Source organism: Dickeya sp. MK7, assembly GCF_000406305.1.
Lineage (GTDB): Bacteria > Pseudomonadota > Gammaproteobacteria > Enterobacterales > Enterobacteriaceae > Dickeya > Dickeya fangzhongdai.
In genome coordinates this window covers 3,464,331-3,484,458 of sequence record NZ_CM001984.1, presented here as the reverse complement: position 1 = coordinate 3,484,458, position 20,128 = coordinate 3,464,331, and the positions used below count along the sequence as shown (strand labels likewise).

Sequence of the window (20,128 nt, the reverse complement as noted above, 5' to 3'; positions counted from 1 at the left end):
CGCGCCTGAATATTCAGATGCATTTCACCGGTTTCGGCAGCCCGGCAATTTTGGTCGCCTGTTTGGCTGGGCCCTTGGGAAACAGGCGGTAGAGATAGCGGCTGTTGCCTTTCTCCTCGCCGTATTTCTGGGCCATCGCTTTAACCAGCATACGGATGGCGGGCGAGGTATTGAATTCGATGTAGAATGCCCTGACAAAGCGCACGACTTCCCAGTGCGCATCAGTGAGCGTGATGCCTTCCTGTTCCGCCAGCATGGGGGCCAGGCCTTCCTGCCAGTCGCTGCTGTCTTTCAAATATCCCTGGGCATCGGTATCGATGACCCGGTCTTCAAACACTAACATATTGCCTCGGTATGACGTGAAAACACGCCTAGTCTAGCAAACTTTGCCGCGCACACAGAAGATGGCGCAAGGTGCTGTTTGAAACGTACCCTGCGGTCTTCATGCTCGCAAAAAAACGCAAGGCGCCCGAAGGCGCCTTGTCTGGAGGAGTCCGATGTCGGCGTCCGATTACTCTCGTGACATCCCCAACAGGCTCAGCAGGCTGACAAACAGGTTGTAGATGGAAACATACAGGCTGACTGTCGCACGAATGTAGTTGGTTTCGCCGCCGTGGACGATGTTGCTGGTTTCCCACAGAATCGCACCGGCGGAGAACAGGATAAACATCGCGCTGATAGCCAGATGCAGCCCCGGCAGATTCAGGAACAGGTTGGCAATCGTCGCCACCAGCAGCACCACGAAGCCAGCCATCAGCATGCCGGACAGGAAAGACATGTCCTTGCGGGTGGTCAGCACGTAGGCGGAGCAGCAGAAGAACACCAGTGCCGTGCCGCCCAGCGCCAGCATGATGATGTCGCTGGCGCCGGCAGCGATTAGCGTGCTCAGCAATGGGCCGAGGGTATAGCCCATAAAGCCGGTCAGTGCGAACGCGGCCAGAATACCCGCCGGGCGGTCCGCCAGACGATATGTCAGGAACATCAGGCCGTAAAAGCCGACCAGCGTCAGGATCAGACCCGGCGATGGCAGGTTCAGTACGGTGCTAAGGGTGGCGGTGACGGCGGAAAAACCCAGCGTCAGCGACAGCAGGAAATAGGTATTACGAAGTACCTTGTGGGTACTGAGTAGCGATTGCTCGCGAGTGGTGGAGGCAATAATGCGGTCCATAATAACGACTCTCTCTAGTTAAGGGGGCCATTGTTGTCTTTAAAGAGAGTAAGTAGTTGCATTATGTTATTAAAGCCGTTTTACCCTTCTTTACGCTGTTGACGATAAAAGTACACTGTTGATAATCAACGCTTGAGCCTGATGGCGATTTTGTACGCTTTCAATCGGTTGCTGCCTGTTTTTCAGGCGATTGAGCGATGTGTCGCTTTACAATATCCGGCACACTGTTTATAGTTCGCGTCGTTGCGGAGGAGTGGCCGAGTGGTTGAAGGCACCGGTCTTGAAAACCGGCGACGCGAAAGCGTTCTAGAGTTCGAATCTCTACTCCTCCGCCAAAATTATTAACGGGTCAGCATTATGCTGGCCCGTTTTCGTTTGCGCCGATGTTCCAGTCTTCGAGCCCGCTTCCAAATTTCCGCTCATGTCGTTATAGCCTGCCCGGTGACGCGGTATGATAGTGCCTTGCGCTATGGGTTCTGGAGAAAAACATGCAGGTGTTAATCGTTGTTGATATGCAGAACGGGGTGTTCGCCACGCCGCGTTATCAGCAGGATATCGTGGTTGAGCGTATCAATCGGTTGATTGACGCGGCGGATCAGACCGTTTTCATTCAGCATGCGGACGCAGATATGCCGCCCGGCAGCGAAGCATGGCAGTTGTTGCCCTCGCTGCATCGTCCCGCGAACGCGATATCCGTCACCAAAACCGCCTGTGATGCGTTTTATCGCACTGAGTTGGCAGACACGTTGAACCGTCTTGATGTTCGGCATTTCACCGTATGTGGTTGCGCTACCGACTATTGCGTCGATGCCACCATCAAAAATGCCGCCAGCCGCGGCTACGCCCAGACGGTAGCGGGCGATGCCCATACCACGGCGGACCGTCGGGCGGTTAGCGCGGCACAATTGATTGCCCAGCATAATGATGTCTGGCGCGATTTCATCATTCCCGGCAATACGCTGCGGGTGGAAGACACCGAGGTTATCCTGCGCGCGTGGCAGGCCCCGGCCTGATGCGTGCGCTGCTTAAGGTGAACTGAGCAGATCGTTTTCAAGCCAACGCAGAATCACCTCGACGATATAGCGCTGTTCATCATCGTTCAGTGGGCGGTGCTGTTCGATGTGATGCCATTTCTCCAGACAGCCCCGGCAGCAGGTTGCGGTGGCGTGCTGAGCGATAAACACCGGATGGCCACGCATCGGGGTTTGTTTGCCGTCGTTGGCGGGCTCCGCCGGCGCCAGCCGTTGAGCGATAAAATCGGCGGCGTGAGACGCAATCAGCGTCTTGCCTTTGCTGAAGCAATAGTCGCGCTCTTTGGCGCCCAGATGAAAACGCTGGCGGAAGCGGGAGCGTGACAGCCGGGAAAACAGCTCATCAAGTGTTGTCATGCCCGAAATCTGTGGGTAATGGTCTGAGTGGGCCAAGACTACTCCCGACGCCGGGTGAGGGCAAGGTCCACAGGATAACCGTTTGTATTGTATTGGTAATATTACGGCGCAAATCCGGCGCCGCTTCACAAATACCTCAAAAACGACGTCGTGCGACCGCAAACGGGGCTACGCTTTCAATACAGCGGTGGCTAACTCAAGGGGGCATGATGTACAAGACCATTTTAGTACCCGTGGATATTGACGAAGAAGCGTTGACCCAAAAGGCGTTGTCACATGCCGTGGCTCTGGCCAGGCAGTCCGGCGCTACCGTCCACCTGTTTCATGCACTGCCTGACGCTTCGGCGTTCATGTCGGCGTACTCGTTTGGCATCAAGGAGTTTGAGAATGAAGCGGTGATCAAAGCGGATGAGAAGCTGCATACCTTGATGAAAACCATCGATTTGCCGGCGGACAAGCTGTCTCACAGTATCAGTTTCGGTATTCCGCGCGATGAAGTGTTGGAACTGGCTCAGGAAATTGAAGCCGATCTGATTGTGATTGGTTCGCGTCGCCCGAATGTGAAGACCTATCTGCTGGGGTCGAACGCCGCGGCGATCGTCCGCCATGCCCAGACATCGGTGTTGGTGGTGAGGTAAACCGGCCGGCGAGGCCCGTGTCACGCTGGCATTAGCGGCCTCGTCTTTCAGCGTAACTGGCTGTCTTTGCTGCCGCGTCGGTTATAACCGCTGTTGACGGCCTGTTTCTTATCCAGCTTTTCCTGACACTGCACGCAGAAGCGAACACCCGGTAGCGCCAGACGGCGTGCCTGCGGGATGGCTTCGCCGCATTCCTCGCAATACTCTGCGCTGTCGCCCTGATGCAGCAGGCTGCGGGCGCGGGCGATGGCATCATCCACCGTCGCGTCGATTTGCTCCTGCACTGCACCGTCATTAGACCAGCCACTGGCCATGACGCACCTCTATTGTCAGTATGGGACCCTATTATTTTTGTGAAGCCTATGTCTGTGTGAAACCTATTGCCAGCATAAAACATATGCAGCATGGAAACGCATTCTGAGTATGGCATGAAATGACGGGTGGAACGCGCGGGGGCCTAAAAAAGCATAACGTCATCCGACTACGGCACAGGATGCAATAGCTTTCGGCATTTGTCACGACATCAACAGCATCAACAAGATGCTATTCGCGTTGGGGAGTCACGGTCGTCGAAGCGACAGCAGGTGCAACAGACTGTTCGACACGTGGTTGCTGTGTGTTCTGGTGATGGAGAAAAGCGCCGATGGCGGAATAGGCAAAACGACCAAGCAGAATAATAAAACTAATCATTAGTACAGTACGGGCTATGCGCGTACCGGATCGTCGTCGCTGACGCAGGGCTATGCGCCGTTTGTGGATAATGGTGGACATGGATGCTCTATTTCCTGTTATCGCGGACATTCGCTGTATTTTATTTAGGCACAAGCCTGCGGGATGGTCAATGTGAGTGGGGCAAAAAGCGTGGAGTGGGGTAGCCAGACGTGCTGTTGATGATGATTCTGTGAATGGTGTCACGGAAAAAAGCAAATGCACCGTAATAACAGGCCGGACAGCAAACCCGGAGGCGCTGCCGGCCTGGAAAACAATCAGACCAGTTCTTCTTCGATGTGCAATTTCCAGCCGCTAACGTCTTCCCAGTATTGCTGTTCTCGTTCCAGATCAAGCTGTACCAGCATGTTCTGGTTGAAGAACCCGTGCGGGAAGATCAGCGTCCACGCCGTTTCGCTGGCGATAAGACGTAGCGTTTTCGGCGTGGTGGTCGCCTGACGCTGGTTGTTCAGCAGGGTGGCGAGGCGCAACAGTTGCACCATCGGCAGGTACTGCTTCTTTTTGAACAGGTTGAAACGCGGCAACTCTTCCAGCTTGACGGCCTTGCGATGCAACCGCACCGTCAGGGCCAGCAACTGCTGCTGCTCCTGATTGAAGCCCGGCAGGTTGGTGTTTTGCAGAATATAGGCCGAATGGCGATGCATACCGCTATGGTTGATGCCCAGCCCTACCTCATGCAGCATGGCCGACCATTTCAGCAACGCTTCCAGTTGCGGATGCACCAGCGACGGGTTCTGCTGCGCCCATTGGGCGTAAAGCTGTTCAGCGGTTTCTCGTACGCGTTTAGCCTGCTCCCGGTCGATATTGTAGTGGCTGGCCAGACTTTGCGCGGTACGGATACGGATATCCTGATGGCGGAAGCGGCCTTCCATTTCGTACAGCACCCCCTCGCGCAAAGCGCCGTCCGACAGGCGGAGCTCCTTGATCGCGAGCGCGTCAAACACGCCGCACAGGATGGCGAAGCCCGGCACCAGCACGCTCTGACGATCTTCGGTCAGACCGGGCAGGCTAACCGCACGGAAGTTTTTGAATTGCAGGATGCGCTCGCGCAGCATTTCCAGCCGTTCCGGGGTGATCAGCCCGTCCTTTTCCCCCATCGCCACCAGAATTTCACACGTGGCTTTGATGGTGCCGGAAGCGCCCAATGCATAGTCCCAGCCGTAAATACGGTATTCCCACGCCAGGGTTTCCAGCTTCTGGGCCGCCGCCAGCCGGGCGCGCCGGAAGTTGGCCTCGCTGATTTCGCCGTTGGGGAAAAACTGCTGGGCGAAGCTGACGCAACCCATGCGGCGGCTTTCCACCAGCATGGGTTCAAAGTCCTCGCCGATCACCAGTTCGGTAGAACCGCCGCCGATGTCGATCACCAGCTTGCGGCCTTTTTCCGGCTGGGTGTGTTCCACCCCCATGAAGATCAGACGGGCTTCTTCATGGCCGGAGATGATCTCGATCGGGTAGGGAATAATCTTAGCGGCGCGGCGCAGAAAATCCTGCGCGTTGACCGCCTGCCGCAGGGCATGAGTACCAACAATCGACACGTTAGTAGCGGGAAAACCCTGCAGTCGCTCGGCAAACAGCGCCAGACAGCTCAGCCCGCGCTGGATGGACTCCTCGCTCAGCCGGTTCTGGCTGTCCAGCCCGTCGGCCAGATGCACGCGTTGTTTCAGGCGACTGAGTACCTGCAGTGCGCCATTGACGACGCGGGCGACCACCATGTGGAAACTGTTGGACCCCAGGTCGATAGCCGCGAATTCCTGGGGTTGTTCGGTATTGTGATTCGTTAAAGGCATTGGGTCAGGCCTGTTCTCCGGGTTGCTCAAGCGCCTTGATATAGTCATAGATGGCATTCTGGGCGCGTATCTTGCGCCGGTTGCCGCGGGTGACGTAGCGATTGCTCTGTTCCTTGTCTACCACACGGGTTTTTACCGTATCGCTGAACAAAATATCCAGAATGTCCAGCACCCGGCCCTTAAGCCTGTGATCAAGCACTTCCACCGCGACTTCGATACGGTAATCAATATTGCGTGTCATCCAGTCGGCGGACGACAGGAAGACCTTGTGGTCGCCGCCATTGTGGAACACATAGACGCGATCGTGCTCCAGATAGCGGTCCAGAATACTGATGACACGAATATTATCGCTGATCCCGGGGAGTTCTGGAATCAGCGAACACATGCCGCGAACCAGCAGGTTGATTTTTACCCCGGCGCTGGAAGCGGCGTACAGGCGGTCTACCAGTCCTTTATCCACCAGATTGTTGATTTTTAGGGTGATTTTCGCTTCCTGACCCGATTGTGCGTTAGCGATTTCCTGATCGATCATCTGATAGAGACGTGCGCGGGAATTTTGCGGCGACACCAGCAGATGGTCGAAGCTGACCGGCCGGTACGGGTTTTCAATGAAGTTGAACACCCGGCGCACTTCGTTGGTGATGCGTTCGTCGGCGGTGAGCAGCGAGTAATCGGTGTACAGGCGCGCGGTTTTCTCGTTGAAGTTGCCGGTGCCGATGTGGGCATAGCGCACGATGTTGTCCCCTTCCTTGCGGGAAATCAGGAACAGTTTGGCGTGAATCTTCAACCCCGGCACCGAGAAGATAACGTGAACGCCCGCTTCCGTCAGCCGTTTGGCCCAGTGAATGTTGGCTTCTTCGTCAAAGCGCGCCTGCAGTTCCACCACCACCGTGACCTTTTTGCCGTTGTGGGCGGCGTGGATCATCGAGTTGATGATGCGGGAATCTTTCGCCACGCGGTAGATATTGATCCTGATCGATAACACGCTCGGGTCGAAAGAGGCCTGACGCAGCAGTTCCAGCACATGCTCGAAAGTATGGTACGGATAGTAAAGCAGCACGTCGCGGTGACGGATGGCGTCAAACCCGTTGCGGAACTGGCTGAACCAGCTATGGCGCAAACGCGGCAGCGGCTTGTTGACCAGATTGGCGCGGCCGATATTCGGGAAACCGATGAAGTCTTTGAAATTGTGATAGCGGCCGCCGGGGATCACCGAGTCGTAGGAGGAGATATCCAGCTTGTTCAGCAGGCACTCCACCATCGCGTCCGGCATATCGCGCTGATAGACGAAGCGCACCGGCTTGGCGGTCAGACGCTGCTTCAGGCTGGAGGACATCAGTTCCAGCAGACTCGATTCCATTTCGGTGACCAGATCGTATTCGGCGTCGCGGGTCATTTTCATCGAGTAGGCATTGAGCGCGTCGAAATCGAAAAAGCCGCGGAAAATATCGTCCAGACAATAGCGAAGAATATTGTCGATTAGAATCATGGTCTTGCGGCGGTGCGGCGCTTCCGGCGGCAGGTCGACGAAACGCGGCACTTTGTCGGACGGGATTTCCAGCAGCGCGTAATCGGTCTTCTCGCCCCGGATGATTTCCACCGCCAGATAGGTGTAATCGTCTTTCAGAAATTCCACCAGATTGGTTTCCGGCAGAATCAGAATCGGCGTGATATGCGGGCGCAGATTTTGCCGGAAGTACTCGCGCAACCAGATTTGCTGGTTGGGGGAAACCTGACGCTCGTTCACCAGAAAGATCTGGTTGCGGGCCATTTCCAGCAGCAGTTCGTTGTACAGATTGTCGAACAGTTGGTCGGTTTTCAGTACCCGGGTCTGAATTTTGCCGAGCAAATGGCGCAGTTCGCCGGCGGAGCCTTGTTCTTCGTTGATCAGGATGCGGCGCTTCAGGTCGGCAAAGCGAACTTTGTAGAACTCGTCCAGATTGTTGGAATAGATGCCGAGAAACCGCATCCGTTCGATTAACGGATTGGTTTTGTCCGCCGCTTCCTGCAACACACGCTCATTAAAGGATAACCAACTCAACTCTTTTTCTATGTAGAGTTTGTCCTGACTCATTGTCGCTCCGTTACACTATTTTGACTTAAGTGTAGCTAATATCCACGTTCATTATGGCGCGCAAATGACGATAAAAGCGAATGCGCGTATCGACTTACCATTGTCATATTACAGGCGTAAAGGCAACATATGTTACCCCGTCAGTGACGGGGAATTTAACTTCCTCTTCATTTACGCAAGAGGACGGACAGGTTCACGACACGGCAGGAACAACGGCGACGCATGGCAGACACAGGCAATTTACCTTACCGGGACAGACAGCGGGCGTTTATCGACCGGTTGACGCGCCGGATTGTGGTGGGGAGCGGGTGGCTGGTGTTGCTGGCGCTGCTGCTGATTTTTTTCTATCTGCTGTATGTGGTGATCCCGCTGTTTTCCTCTGCGTCGATTCGGCCGCTGGCGCCGGTGGCGGTCGATACCCGCGAGCCGGCGCTGGCGCTCGGCATCAACGACAACGGGCGCTGGGCTTTCCGGGTGGATACGGCCGGTTACGGCGAATTCATCGCGCTTGAACGCGGTCAGTCCGTAGCGCGCGTGCCATTAGCGCCGTCGGTAGCGCTGGCGGCGATGAGCGTCGGTGAGCGCCCGCTACTGGTCATGGGGCAGGCTGACGGCGCGCTGAGCGTGGTGCGTCCGGAAATGCCGCTGTCCGGCGCTGGCGCGCCGCAGTGGCGATATCCGCTGGGTGAGCGCCCGCTTCTGCTGGCCGGCGCGCTGCCGCCGCTGCGGCAATTGGCGGTCGCCGAGTCAGGCGATGTGCTGCGGGTGGCGATGATTGGCGGCGATAACCTGTTGCAGCTCTATTCGCTGACGGCCGCCGGCGCACAGTCCGTCGGGCAGGCCACGCTGACCGAACCGGCAGAACAACTGCTGCTGACGCCGGACGGGCAACAGCTCTATACCCTGAACGACAATCGTCTGACGGTATGGCAACACGGTGAGCAAGCGCTTACCGCTCGCGAAACGGTGACGTTGCCGGGAACGGCGCCGTTGTCGTTATCACTGCTGGCGGGCGGCCATTCGTTGCTGGTGAAGTCCGCCGATGGGCGGGTCAGCCAGTGGTTCGATACCCCGGCGGCGCAAGGGCCGCGTCTGAGTGAGATTCGTACTTTCCCCACGGTAGGACGGCAGTTGCAACTGGTGATCGAACCGCGTCGCCGCGTTTTCGCCACCCTCGACCCACAGGGGCATTTCTCGCTGTTCGCCAGCAAACAATCCGGCGAGCTGATGAGCGCTTTGCTGGCACCGCAGGCCAGGCTGGCGGCGTTTTCTCCCCGCGGGCGGGCGCTGCTGGTGGAAACGGACGCGGGCTGGCAACCCTATCAGTTGGACAACGCCTACCCGGATATCGGCTGGCGCGGGCTATGGCAGAAACTCTGGTATGAAAACTATCCCGAACCTGATTATGTCTGGCAGCCGACCGCCGCCGACGACAGCTATCAGGCCAAATTCAGTCTGGTCCCGTTGTTGACCGGCACCTTCAAAGCCGCACTCTACGCCATGCTGTTCGCCGCGCCGCTGGCGCTGGCCGCCGCGATTTACACCGCCTGCTTCATGGCGCCGGCGCTGCGGCGCTGGGTTAAACCCGCGATGGAAATCATGGGCGCGTTGCCGACGGTGGTGATCGGGTTGATTGCCGCGCTCTGGCTGGCGCCGCACATGGCCGCCTATCTGGCCGCCATTCTGCTGCTGCCGCCGCTGTGGGTGCTGGCCGTGCTGGGATGCGGTTGGTTGCTGGAGCAATTGCCCGGGCGCTGGCGACGCGGCGTGTCGACGGGCTGGGATGCATTACTGCTGATACCGGCGATGTTGTTGATGTTGGCGCTGGCCTGCTGGCTGGGGCCGTGGCTGGAAATGCGCCTGCTGGGGCAGCCGCTCTGGCAGTGGATGGGCGATCATTTCAGCCAGCGTAATACGCTGGTGGCCGGGGTGGCGCTGGGGTTTGCGCTGATCCCACTGATTTTTTCGCTGGCGGAGGATGCGCTGTTCAGCGTGCCGGCGCGGCTGAGTCAGGGGTCGCTGGCGCTGGGGGCGACGGCGTGGCAAACGCTGTGGCGGGTGGTGCTGCCGTCGGCCAGTTCCGGTATTTTCGCCGCGCTGGTGCTTAGCTTCGGCCGTGCGGTGGGCGAAACCATGATTGTGCTGATGGCGACCGGCAACACGCCGGTTATGAACAACAGCCTGTTTCAGGGGTTACGATCGCTGGCGGCCAATATCGCCATCGAGATGCCGGAAGCGGCGATGTCCAGCGCGCATTATCGGGTGCTGTTTTTGGCCGCGCTGGTGCTGTTTGTGTTTACCTTTGTGGTCAATTCGCTGGCGGAGGTGATTCGCCAGCGTCTGCGTCGCCGCTATCGCGATGAAGGAGAATTGTCATGAAGCGCTGGTTCGGCACCGGAACGCCCTGGGTATGGCTGACGGCGTCCGCCATTACCTTCAGCCTGATTGCCATGATCGCGGTATTTGTGCTGCTGATCGGGCAGAGCGCGCGCTATCTGTGGCCGCAGCCGGTGTGGTTGTTTAGCCTGCAGGATTCGCAGGGCAGTGCGCAGCAACTGATCGGCGAACGCTACGACGCGCAGCGTCTGACCCGGCAACAACTGATGGATGCCGGCGTCGAGAATGCGCCCGCCGAAGGCGCTACCCGCTATCTGCTCAAGACCGGGTGGCGGGAGTTTTACGGCCAGAGCTTTCAGACGGTGCTGTCCACGTCGGTGACGGATGCCCGCCAGCCCGTCGACGTGCTGGCGGTGCGCCGCACCACCAACGGTATGGCCTATGGCTATCTTGACGGCATGACCGAGGACGGACAGCCGCTGGTATCCGACAATCTGTCGTCGACGCTGCAACAACGCATTTTGCAGGTGCGGCAATTGATGGCGCGCGCCCAGACCCTGCGTCTGGGGGAGATGAACCGGGTTAATCAGCAGTTCGACGCGCTGCGGCTACAGGAAGAGAAACTGCGCCGGGAAAACCGCTTGGGCGATCAGGCGCAGGCGCGCCTCAAAGCGGAACGCACCGAGCTGGAGCGTCATTTCAATGCGCTTAACCAGCAACTGATAGCGTTCAATGCCGACATCAACCGTAGCGCCGTTCTGCTGCGGGATGCGCAAGGACAGCGGCATACCATTCCGGTCAGGATGATCGACCGGGCCTGGTACCCGAATGCGATGACAATCCCTGAAAAAGCGCAGCAGACGCTGCAGGTGCTGGGCACTATGCTGACCCGGTTCGAGCCGGACGACAGCAGCCCCGGCCAGCTGTTTCCGGCAATTTTCGGCACCGTGCTGCTGGTTATCTTGATGTCGGTTATCGTGATGCCGCTGGGGGTGGTGGCGGCGGTCTATCTGCACGAGTACGCCGACAACAACAGCCTGACGCGCTGGGTGCGGATTGCCGTGGCGAATCTGGCCGGGGTGCCGTCGATCGTTTACGGCGTGTTCGGGCTGGGATTTTTTGTTTATCTGGTAGGCGGTACGCTGGATAGCCTGTTTTACGCCGAGTCGTTGCCCAACCCGACGTTCGGTACGCCGGGGCTGCTGTGGGCGTCGCTCACGCTGGCGCTGCTGACGCTGCCGGTGGTGATTGTGTCCACCGAAGAGGGGTTGTCGCGTATTCCGGTGTCGGTGCGGCATGGCTCGCTGGCGCTGGGGGCGACCCGGGCGGAAACCCTGTGGCGCGTGGTGTTGCCGATGGCGGTGCCGGCGATGATGACCGGGCTGATTCTGGCGGTGGCGCGAGCGGCGGGGGAAACCGCGCCGCTGATGTTGGTGGGCGTGGTGAAGTCGGTGCCGGCGCTGCCGGTGGATGATATCTTTCCCTACCTGCATCTGGAGCGAAAATTCATGCACCTGGGATTCCAGATTTATGATCTGGCGTTTCAGAGCCCGGATGTGGAAGCCGCCCGCCCGCTGGTGTACACCACCGCGCTGTTGCTGGTGCTGATTGTGGTGGCGTTGAATCTGGCAGCGATCGGCATTCGCCATGTGCTGCGTGAAAAATACCGAGCGATGTCGCTCTGAGTGGCGGGAGAACCGTGGTGGGAGAAATAGTGATGGGCATGCCTAAACAGCTGGAACGACTCCCCGTGATGGACGTCCACCGGTTGACGGATGATCAAACGGCTTTGTCGGTAGACGGGCTGAATCTGTATTACGGCGACAAGCAGGCGCTGAGCGATATCTCCCTGCGTATTCCGAAACACCGCGTGACCGCGTTGATTGGGCCGTCCGGGTGCGGTAAATCCACCTTGTTGCGTTGCTTTAACCGTATGAACGACCTGATGGATACGTGCCGCATTGAAGGCGATATCCGCCTGCAGGGCATGCCCATCAACGATCCGGCGGTGGATGTGTCGACGCTGCGCCGCCGGGTCGGCATGGTATTCCAGCGCCCCAATCCATTCCCCAAATCCATCTATGAAAACGTGATTTACGGCCTGCGTCTGCAGGGCGTGAAAGAGCGGCGTACGCTGGATGAAGCGGTGGAAAATGCGCTGCGGGCCGCGGCCTTGTGGCATGAGGTGAAAGACCGGCTTGGCGACAATGCGCTGACGCTCTCCAGCGGCCAGCAGCAGCGGCTGGTGATCGCCCGCGCCATCGCCATCGAACCGGAGGTGCTGTTGCTGGATGAACCCACCTCGGCGCTCGATCCGATCTCGACGCTGGTGATCGAAGAGCTGATCGGCGCGCTGAAACGCCGCTTCACGCTGGTGCTGGTGACGCACAACATGCAGCAGGCGGCGCGGGTGTCCGATTATACGGCGTTTATTCATCATGGCCGGCTGATTGAATATAACGAAACCGACGCGCTGTTTACCGCTCCGGCCGAACGCCGTACCGAAGACTATATTACCGGTCGTTTCGGTTAAGCTGCGCCTCACGATAACGGCATGTTTTCGTGAGGCGGTTTGTTCACTACGTTATGCTGCGATAAGTTCATTTGTTCATAACTTTATCTTTTAATTAAATAAAAATAACGATAAATAAACATGTTCTTCTGTGGCGACAATGACGCCAATTTTACTTATTTCCTTTATTTGATCTGGGTCAGCTTTATTTTATTTATTGCATAACCAAAATTGTTTATGCCTGTTTTTGGCTAGATGGAATTGATTAGGTGAATTACTATTTCTTTCGCAGCAATTGGCTGTACATTTAAATGGAATTGCTAGGGATGAAAAAGTCTATAAAAATGGGGTTGGCTCTGGGATTGCTTCTGGCTACAACGTCTTCTGCGTTCAGTGCGCCTGCGCCTGCTCTGAGTGGATTACGTATTAAAGTATTATCAGGGGTATATGGCGGCACCTGGCAATATGCTCCCGTTAACGCGGTTTCGATCGGGCCGGGTTACGCGGGCGGCACACTGCAGATTGCCGTGGTGGAAACCGGATATGGTGGTAATCGTATTGGTTGGATCAACGGCGAACAAAAGAAACCCGATTCGGTGAAACTGGCGTGTCTGGTGAAAGGCGAGATGACGGACAATTGCCCCAGAGGTGCTACGGGCGCGGGATGGATTGCCTATTTTAGCGCGAACTATCAGACATCAGTGACTTTCCGCTATCAATCGACATCGGCTAATTTCCCCTATAAAACCTTGAGCACGTCACTCACGATCAAGTAATTTTTTTTAAAATACCGTCTCGATAAGACTACACCTTACAGGCAGCACATACGCTGCCTGTTGTACCAACAGTTATGCTAACAGTTGTACTGACAGGTTTACATCCAGATAGGTTTACATCCTGACAGCCCGCCTCATTTACTATTTTGTCGCAGACAGTATTCGAAATCCTTACGTGTTCCATGTCAGACGTGCGTTATTATTCCATTTTATCCTGAGATTAAAGGTAGTAAATCCAAGAAAAATAAACACGCGGTAATATTTCTTGTCTAATTTGTTTTGATTTATATTTCCCGACTGGTTTTTATTTTTGTTTTATTTATATTTTCTTTTATTTTTATTTGTTTCTTAAATGATGTTGCTTATCTTATTTTTTTACTGGAGGCAATTTTTTGTGCTGATTAGTATTTCATTGCAGCAATGGGCTGCATATTTTAATGGAACCACTCAGGATGAGAATGTCTATAAAAATAGGTTTTACGCTGGGTATGGTCGTGGCGGCGCTATCGCCAGTTTATGCTCAAACCTCTGATGAGCCGGTACAAACCGTCATTACCGCGCTCGATTCTCCGTTTATCGATCATCCGCTGTCAGCCGGTTCAGAACAGGACGTGTCCTCTTCCGAACATAAAGCGCTGCGCGCGCCGGCGCCGGCGTTGAGTTCAGTGCAGGTGTACGCGGTGTATTCCTCGCTGAAAGGCGGCTGGCAGGCGGTGCCGACCAATACCTTTACACTGTCAGGTTATGCGGGTGGCACCACGTTGCGCATCGCCGTGCTGGAAGTGGGGTATGGCGGTAACCGCATTGGCTGGCTGAACGGCGGGCAAACCAGCCCGTATCAGGTTAACCCCGTTTGTATTGTTAATGGTCGTTATACCGAAAGCTGCCCGGCTGGCTACACCGTTGCGGGTTGGATGGCGTATTTCAATGCAGACAATATGTCGTCGGTGGTATTCCGTTATCAATCCACATCGACCAATTTCCCGAATCGCACGCTGAGCACGTCGCTCAATATTCAGTAAGTGCCAGACAACATTCAGTAAGTGCCATACAACAGGCGGCGTATGCGCTGCCTGTTGTTTTAAACAGTTTGTTTTAAACAGTTTGTTTTAAGGCGTGATTCATCAGACGGAAATAACGTACCTGAGTCGGATAAATGGGCGTATTGAGCCGCATTTTATGTGTTGGATCAAAATAATTGATACGCGTCATTAATTATCCGTGTGATTGAACCCGGCGGTGATAAAATAGCGTCGGTTTTCATTCACGCGTATTAAACGGTAGGCATTATGAGATTCAGCACCATGAGCGAAGGTGACATCATCACCGAGCTTTGTCGGCGGATAAAAGACGCGCGCATTCAGCAACGCTTGTCGCAGGTGGATTTGGCCGAGCGGGCTGGGCTTGGCATCGCCACCATCAAGCGGGCGGAAATGGGCGAGTCGATTACCCTGAGCAGCCTGCTGGCGATTCTGCGCGGGTTGAATCGCTTACATCAGCTGGAAGGCGTGCTGTTTGATACCGAAGTCGAGAATTTTAATGCGCGCCTGAATGGCGGGCAGCCGCGCGCGCCGTTGCGTATTCGTAAGAAAAACGCCGATGTCGCCGCGCCTGTGGCTGCACCGGAGTCGATGCCCAAACCGGTCGCCAGCGCGCTTGACTGGTATGTTTCCGCCGCCGAAAACAACCTGATCTGGTCCTGGCCGGATAGCGAGAAAAAACCTTCCTGAAAAAACGCCGGGCATTAACCCGGCGCGTGATTCTGTTTTAACTGCCTGTGATGAACGCTTACTCGCACTGCACCACTTTGATCGCCAGGCCGCCGCGGGAGGTTTCGCGGTATTTGGCGTTCATGTCTTTACCGGTTTCGTACATGGTTTCAATCACTTTATCCAGCGAGACGCGGGGTTCGCTGGCGCGGCGGATCGCCATGCGCGCGGCGTTGATGGCCTTGACGGAGGCGATGGCGTTGCGTTCGATGCACGGCACCTGAACCTGACCGGCTACCGGGTCGCAGGTCAGCCCCAGATTGTGTTCCATACCGATCTCCGCGGCGATGCATACCTGTTCCGGGTTAGCGCCCAGCAGTTCCGCCAGACCGGCCGCCGCCATTGAGCAGGCTACGCCCACTTCGCCCTGACAACCCACTTCCGCTCCGGAAATAGAGGCGTTCATCTTGAACAGAATGCCGATGGCGCCGGCCGCCAGAAAATAGCGCAGACAGGTGTCCGGCGTTACCGGCTGGATGAAACGGTCATAATACGCCAGTACCGCCGGAATGATGCCGCACGCGCCGTTGGTCGGCGCCGTCACCACCCGGCCGCCGGCGGCATTTTCTTCCGACACCGCCATGGCGAACATGTTTACCCAATCCATCGCGTCCATCGGGTCGTTGGAGAAACGGCCGTTGGTGAACAGCAGGCGGTGCAACGCCGAAGCGCGACGCGGCACCCGCAGCGGGCCGGGCAGGACGCCTTCGGTGTTCATGCCGCGATGAATGGCATTCTGCATGGTTTGCCAGACGCTGGCGAAATAGGCTTCCAGCGCGTCGCGGCCGTGCATGGCGATTTCGTTTTTCATCACCACCGCCGACAGCGACAGGCAGTTGTCGTGGCAGTGCTGTAACAATTGCCGGGCGGAATAGAACGGCCAGGGTGCGCGCTCTTCCTGCGCCATCGGCTGGCCGAAGTGCTCCTGATCGACCACGAAACCGCCGCCGATGGAGTAGTAGGTTTTGCTGTACAGCACCTTCTGGCTGGCGTCGAGCGCGCGGATCGTCATGCCGTTTTCATGCAGCGGCAGGTTCTCCGGCTGAAAGCGCAGCGCGCTGTCCAGCGGGAAGCTGACGTCATACCGCCCGTTGAGCAGCGGCAGACGGCGGGTATGCTGCACCTGTTGAATAAACGCCGGGATGGCGTCGATATCCACGCTGTCCGGCAGGTTGCCCGCCAGTCCCATAATGATGGCGATGTCGGTATGGTGGCCCTTGCCGGTCAGGGCCAGCGAGCCGTAAACATCAACGATAATGGCGTCAACCGATGAAATCAGAGACAGGCTGACCAGATCGTCCGTGAACATGTTGCCAGCTTTCATCGGGCCAACGGTATGCGAACTGGAAGGGCCGATACCAATTTTGAAAATATCAAATACGCTGACCATAGGGGGTTCCTTTCAGCTGACGCAGGCAGCCGGGCCGCCTGCGTCGGGAGGGTACGGAGGTATTACTCGAACAGGGTGTAGACGATGGCGGTGATGGCGATCAGACCCAGCAGGGTGACGAACACATTGCTCAGCGTGCCGCTGTACTGGCGCATGGCCGGCACTTTACGGATGGCGTACATCGGCATCAGGAACAGCAGACAGGCGATAACCGGGCCGCCCATCGTTTCAATCATACCCAGAATGCTTGGGTTAAGGGTGGCGACCAGCCAGGTGGTGACCAGCATGAACAATGCGGTGATGCGGTTCAGTTTGGTGGTCGAGACGGTCTTGCCGCGGCTGCGCAGCATTTTCACCATCATGCCGTTAAGGCCTTCGCCGGCGCCCAGATAGTGGCCGAGGAACGACTTGGAGATAGCGATGGTGGCGATAACCGGCGCCATATACCCCATGACCGGGTTGTTAAAATGGTTAGCCAGGTAGGACAGAATCGAAATGTTCTGCGTCTTGGCTTCCATCAGCTCCGCCGGAGAGAGCGCCAGTACGCAGCTGAACACGAAGAACATCACGGTCAGCACCATCATGGTGTGGCTGCAGGCCAGAATGCGGGAGCATTTTCTCTCGGCGTTGTCGCCATACTCGCGGCGTTTGGCGACCGCGAAAGATGAAATGATCGGCGAATGGTTGAAGGAGAACACCATTACCGGAATCGCCAGCCACAGCGTCGCCAGCATGCCGTTGCCGGTGGTGCTGTTGGTCAGGGAAATATTGTGGAAGACCGTGGTATTCCAGTGAGGAATTAAATACAGCGCCAGCATCATTAATACCGCTACGAACGGATAAACCAGCACGCTCATGGCTTTTACAATCATGGCTTCGCCGAAACGGACAATAAACATCAGCCCCAGAATCAATATCAGCGACAGAATCGCCCGCGGCGGCGACGGTAAATGCAGCTGGTGAGTAATAAAGCTGTCAACGGTATTGGTAATGGCTACGCTGTAAACCAGAAGAATCGGATAAATGGCGAAAAAATAGAGCAGGGTGATTAATTTTCCCGCACCGGTGCCGAAATGTTCTTCTACCACTTCGGTAATATCTTCACCGCTTTTTTTGCCGGATAAGACAAAACGGCATAATGCGCGATGAGAATAATAGGTCATTGGAAAAGCAATAATTGCCATGATAATCAACGGAATCAGACCGCCAATACCGGCATTGATGGGCAAAAACAGCACGCCCGCCCCAATTGCCGTGCCGTACAGGCCCAGCATCCAGACGGTATCGCTTTTACGCCAGCCTGAAGCTTGCTCCAGTACCTGACTGCTGTCTTGAATTGTGCTCATGCGTGTTTCTCCTTGGTGAACACAGAGTATAAAAAATACCGTACCGGCGGCAGGCCAATACAGAGATAATTCGCAGGTGTCACACGAGACATCATGTGAATCGGGGTAATCTTTTTTGTGGCTGCATTCTATATCCTGACCGTTGAGGAATAATAGTGAGGCGATCACACAAATGAATTAAGGTCAATTATTTTAACCTCAATTAATTAAAAATAAAATATCAGGATTGATGCGTTAAATTTTTTATTTTCGACGGTATCTTTTTTGATGCGTTAATGCGGTTAATTGAGGGGGTAATAAAGTGTAAATATATTTCATGAGAAATAGCGACAGGTGAAATAAATAACCAATGAAACATATTTAATTTGGAGACGGTGAAAATAATAAACCCAATCATCATAATGTCACGTAAAAATCTTGCTTCAGGTACCGGCGAGCCGACGCCGGCCCGCCAGTATCATTAAATGACTCAGCAGCTCAGTTGCTGCTGGGCCCATACCAGCCCGGACTGATAGGCGTCCGGCAACAACGGCGCCAGTGCGCGCAGCGTCTGATTCAGCAGCGCGGCATCCGGGTGATTGAGGTTCAGGTGACCCACCTTGCGGCCCGGGCGCACCTCTTTCTCATACCAGTGCAGGTGCACCAACGGCAGCGCCAGCCAATCGATATTCATGTCGGTGCCGATCAGGTTGACCATCACCGACGGGCTGGCGACGACCGGGGCCGGTAACGGCAGGTCGAGAATCGCGCGCAGGTGCAGTTCGAACTGACTGATGGAGGCGCCGTTTTGCGTCCAGTGGCCGCTATTGTGCACGCGCGGCGCCAGCTCGTTGATCAGCAGGCGATCGCCCACCACGAAGCATTCCATCGCCATCACGCCCACGTAGCCGAGACGATGCATAATTGCCGACAGCATCTGTTCCGCCTGCTGTTGCAGGTGCGGCTGCGGTTGCGGCAATGCCACGCTGGCGCGCAGGATGCCGTCTTCATGCAGGTTGCGGGTCAGCGGGTAGAATACGCAGTCGCCTTTTACGTTGCGCGCGCCGACCAGCGATACCTCGCCGGAAAACGCGATGCCCTGTTCAACGATGCACTCGCCGTAGCAGTCGGCAGGCAGGCTATGCTCTTCGCCGGGACGAATACGCCACTGACCGCGGCCGTCATAACCGCCGACGCGGCGTTTAACGATCGCCAGTTCGCCCAGCGCAGCGAATACCGCCGGCCACTCCTGCGCCGAGGCCAGCAACTGCCAGGGCGCGGTGGCCAGATTCAGTTCGTCCAGCAACTGTTTTTGGGTGTAGCGATCGGCCAGACGCGGAAAAATATCACGGTTGACGAACGCCGGGTGCTGCGCCAACTGGCGGGTCAGCGCCGTTTCCGGCCAGCGTTCGATTTCAGCGGTGATGACGCTGTGTTGCACCGGCACCGATTCCGGCTCCGCATCCAGCCCGACCGGATAAACGGCGATGCCCAGCGGCTCGCCGGCCTGGCGCAACATACGGCCCAGTTGGCCGTTACCCAGTACGCAAACCGGTTTCATGCATCCTCCCGCGGATCCGGGTGGTTCAGCACCTCGTCGGTCTGCGCCTGACGCCAGGCGGCCAGACGAGAAGCCAGCTCGCGGTCGTGACGCGCCAGAATCTGCGCGGCCAGCAGGGCGGCGTTAGCGGCGCCGGCTTTGCCGATGGCCAGGGTGCCGACCGGAATGCCGCGCGGCATCTGCACAATCGAATAGAGACTGTCGACACCGCTTAACGCGGCGCTCTGCACCGGCACGCCCAGCACCGGCACCAGGGTTTTAGCCGCCAGCATACCCGGCAGGTGAGCGGCGCCGCCCGCGCCGGCGATAATAACGTCAAAGCCATTCTGGTCCGCCTGTTCGGCGAAGCTGAACAGTTTATCCGGCGTGCGGTGCGCGGAGACGACTTCAACGTGATAGGGCAGATTCAGCGTGGTGAGGATCTCTGCAGCAAACTGCATGGTGGCCCAGTCACTCTTTGAACCCATGACAATAGCGATTTTCGCCGGGGCAGCGTTGGATGACATGCCTGTAATGCTCCTGTGGTTTGCATGACGGTGGTGATTCATGTCGATGATCGTGCATGACAGTAGATGATCGAGCATGACAGTAATCGTGCATGATGCGGTCATTGCGCGGTACAACGGCGACCTGAAACCGGAGCCGCAGGTCGCGAGGGCGTAGAGCATACCATG

General features: G+C 56.6%; 18 protein-coding genes and 1 tRNA gene. 9 read left to right on the top strand and 10 right to left on the bottom strand.

What is annotated here, in order from left to right; all coding sequences use genetic code 11:
- Positions 1–13: 13 nt before the first annotated feature.
- Together tusE and yccA are read right to left on the bottom strand one after the other, a co-directional pair.
- Positions 14–343: a sulfurtransferase TusE gene (tusE, locus tag DXXMK7_RS14975; RefSeq protein WP_038919788.1), complete on the bottom strand. Its 330-nt coding sequence runs from the start codon at positions 341–343 to the stop codon at positions 14–16.
- Positions 344–511: 168 nt separating this feature from the next.
- Positions 512–1,168, bottom strand: coding sequence for an FtsH protease modulator YccA (yccA, locus tag DXXMK7_RS14970; protein ID WP_038667004.1), 657 nt, complete (start codon positions 1,166–1,168; stop codon positions 512–514).
- A gap of 247 nt (positions 1,169–1,415) precedes the next feature.
- Between yccA and DXXMK7_RS14965 the strand changes: the two genes are divergently transcribed.
- Both DXXMK7_RS14965 and DXXMK7_RS14960 read left to right on the top strand, forming a co-directional pair.
- A tRNA-Ser gene (locus DXXMK7_RS14965) sits at positions 1,416–1,503 on the top strand.
- 153 nt (positions 1,504–1,656) lie between these two features.
- A complete protein-coding gene (locus DXXMK7_RS14960) occupies positions 1,657–2,181 on the top strand; it encodes an isochorismatase family protein (RefSeq protein ID WP_038919787.1) in 525 nt (174 codons plus the stop codon).
- A gap of 12 nt (positions 2,182–2,193) precedes the next feature.
- Here the strand turns inward: DXXMK7_RS14960 and DXXMK7_RS14955 are convergent, their stop codons facing one another.
- Positions 2,194–2,556 carry a DUF4186 domain-containing protein gene (locus DXXMK7_RS14955; RefSeq protein ID WP_038919786.1) on the bottom strand — a complete coding sequence of 121 codons (363 nt, stop codon included), beginning with the start codon at positions 2,554–2,556 and terminating at the stop codon, positions 2,194–2,196.
- A 209-nt stretch (positions 2,557–2,765) separates the two neighbouring features.
- Here DXXMK7_RS14955 and DXXMK7_RS14950 point away from each other — a divergent pair, with 209 nt between their 5' ends.
- Positions 2,766–3,194: a universal stress protein gene (locus DXXMK7_RS14950; RefSeq protein ID WP_038919785.1), complete on the top strand. Its 429-nt coding sequence runs from the start codon at positions 2,766–2,768 to the stop codon at positions 3,192–3,194.
- Between the two features lie 47 nt (positions 3,195–3,241).
- Here the strand turns inward: DXXMK7_RS14950 and DXXMK7_RS14945 are convergent, their stop codons facing one another.
- The 3 genes from DXXMK7_RS14945 to ppk1 form a co-directional block, all read right to left on the bottom strand.
- Positions 3,242–3,508 carry a DksA/TraR family C4-type zinc finger protein gene (locus tag DXXMK7_RS14945; RefSeq protein WP_013318889.1) on the bottom strand — a complete coding sequence of 89 codons (267 nt, stop codon included), beginning with the start codon at positions 3,506–3,508 and terminating at the stop codon, positions 3,242–3,244.
- Between the two features lie 672 nt (positions 3,509–4,180).
- On the bottom strand, positions 4,181–5,710 hold the full coding sequence (gene ppx, locus DXXMK7_RS14940; protein ID WP_038919784.1) for an exopolyphosphatase: 1,530 nt from the start codon (positions 5,708–5,710) through the stop codon (positions 4,181–4,183).
- Between the two features lie 4 nt (positions 5,711–5,714).
- Positions 5,715–7,784 (bottom strand): polyphosphate kinase 1, encoded by a 2,070-nt coding sequence (gene ppk1, locus DXXMK7_RS14935; protein ID WP_038919783.1) that lies wholly within the window; start codon positions 7,782–7,784, stop codon positions 5,715–5,717.
- Between the two features lie 222 nt (positions 7,785–8,006).
- Here ppk1 and DXXMK7_RS14930 point away from each other — a divergent pair, with 222 nt between their 5' ends.
- The 6 genes from DXXMK7_RS14930 (at position 8,007) to DXXMK7_RS14905 (ending at position 15,139) form a co-directional block, all read left to right on the top strand.
- Positions 8,007–10,163: an ABC transporter permease subunit gene (locus DXXMK7_RS14930; protein ID WP_038919782.1), complete on the top strand. Its 2,157-nt coding sequence runs from the start codon at positions 8,007–8,009 to the stop codon at positions 10,161–10,163.
- Entirely contained in the window at positions 10,160–11,806 is a 1,647-nt protein-coding gene (gene pstA, locus DXXMK7_RS14925) for a phosphate ABC transporter permease PstA (protein ID WP_038919781.1), read from the top strand. The genes DXXMK7_RS14930 and pstA overlap by 4 nt, the downstream gene beginning before the upstream one ends.
- Before the next feature lie 32 nt (positions 11,807–11,838).
- The gene (gene pstB, locus DXXMK7_RS14920; protein ID WP_038919780.1) at positions 11,839–12,654 is read left to right on the top strand and encodes a phosphate ABC transporter ATP-binding protein PstB; all 816 of its coding nucleotides are present in this window, start codon (positions 11,839–11,841) and stop codon (positions 12,652–12,654) included.
- A gap of 305 nt (positions 12,655–12,959) precedes the next feature.
- Complete coding sequence (locus tag DXXMK7_RS14915; RefSeq protein ID WP_049842591.1) at positions 12,960–13,409, top strand: DUF4879 domain-containing protein; 450 nt, start codon at positions 12,960–12,962, stop codon at positions 13,407–13,409.
- A 458-nt stretch (positions 13,410–13,867) separates the two neighbouring features.
- Positions 13,868–14,431, top strand: a complete 564-nt coding sequence (locus tag DXXMK7_RS14910) for a YolA family protein (RefSeq protein WP_174213750.1) — start codon at positions 13,868–13,870, stop codon at positions 14,429–14,431.
- 267 nt (positions 14,432–14,698) lie between these two features.
- Complete coding sequence (locus tag DXXMK7_RS14905) at positions 14,699–15,139, top strand: helix-turn-helix domain-containing protein (protein WP_038919778.1); 441 nt, start codon at positions 14,699–14,701, stop codon at positions 15,137–15,139.
- Between the two features lie 58 nt (positions 15,140–15,197).
- Here the strand turns inward: DXXMK7_RS14905 and DXXMK7_RS14900 are convergent, their stop codons facing one another.
- The 4 genes from DXXMK7_RS14900 to purE all read right to left on the bottom strand — a co-directional run bounded on the left by DXXMK7_RS14900 (position 15,198) and on the right by purE (position 19,960).
- The gene (locus tag DXXMK7_RS14900) at positions 15,198–16,568 is read right to left on the bottom strand and encodes an L-serine ammonia-lyase (protein ID WP_038667039.1); all 1,371 of its coding nucleotides are present in this window, start codon (positions 16,566–16,568) and stop codon (positions 15,198–15,200) included.
- 62 nt (positions 16,569–16,630) lie between these two features.
- Entirely contained in the window at positions 16,631–17,914 is a 1,284-nt protein-coding gene (locus tag DXXMK7_RS14895) for an HAAAP family serine/threonine permease (protein WP_038919777.1), read from the bottom strand.
- A gap of 469 nt (positions 17,915–18,383) precedes the next feature.
- Positions 18,384–19,454, bottom strand: coding sequence for a 5-(carboxyamino)imidazole ribonucleotide synthase (purK, locus tag DXXMK7_RS14890; RefSeq protein ID WP_038919776.1), 1,071 nt, complete (start codon positions 19,452–19,454; stop codon positions 18,384–18,386).
- The gene (gene purE / locus DXXMK7_RS14885) at positions 19,451–19,960 is read right to left on the bottom strand and encodes a 5-(carboxyamino)imidazole ribonucleotide mutase (protein WP_038919775.1); all 510 of its coding nucleotides are present in this window, start codon (positions 19,958–19,960) and stop codon (positions 19,451–19,453) included. Before purE ends, purK begins: the two co-directional genes overlap by 4 nt.
- Positions 19,961–20,128 lie beyond the last annotated feature (168 nt).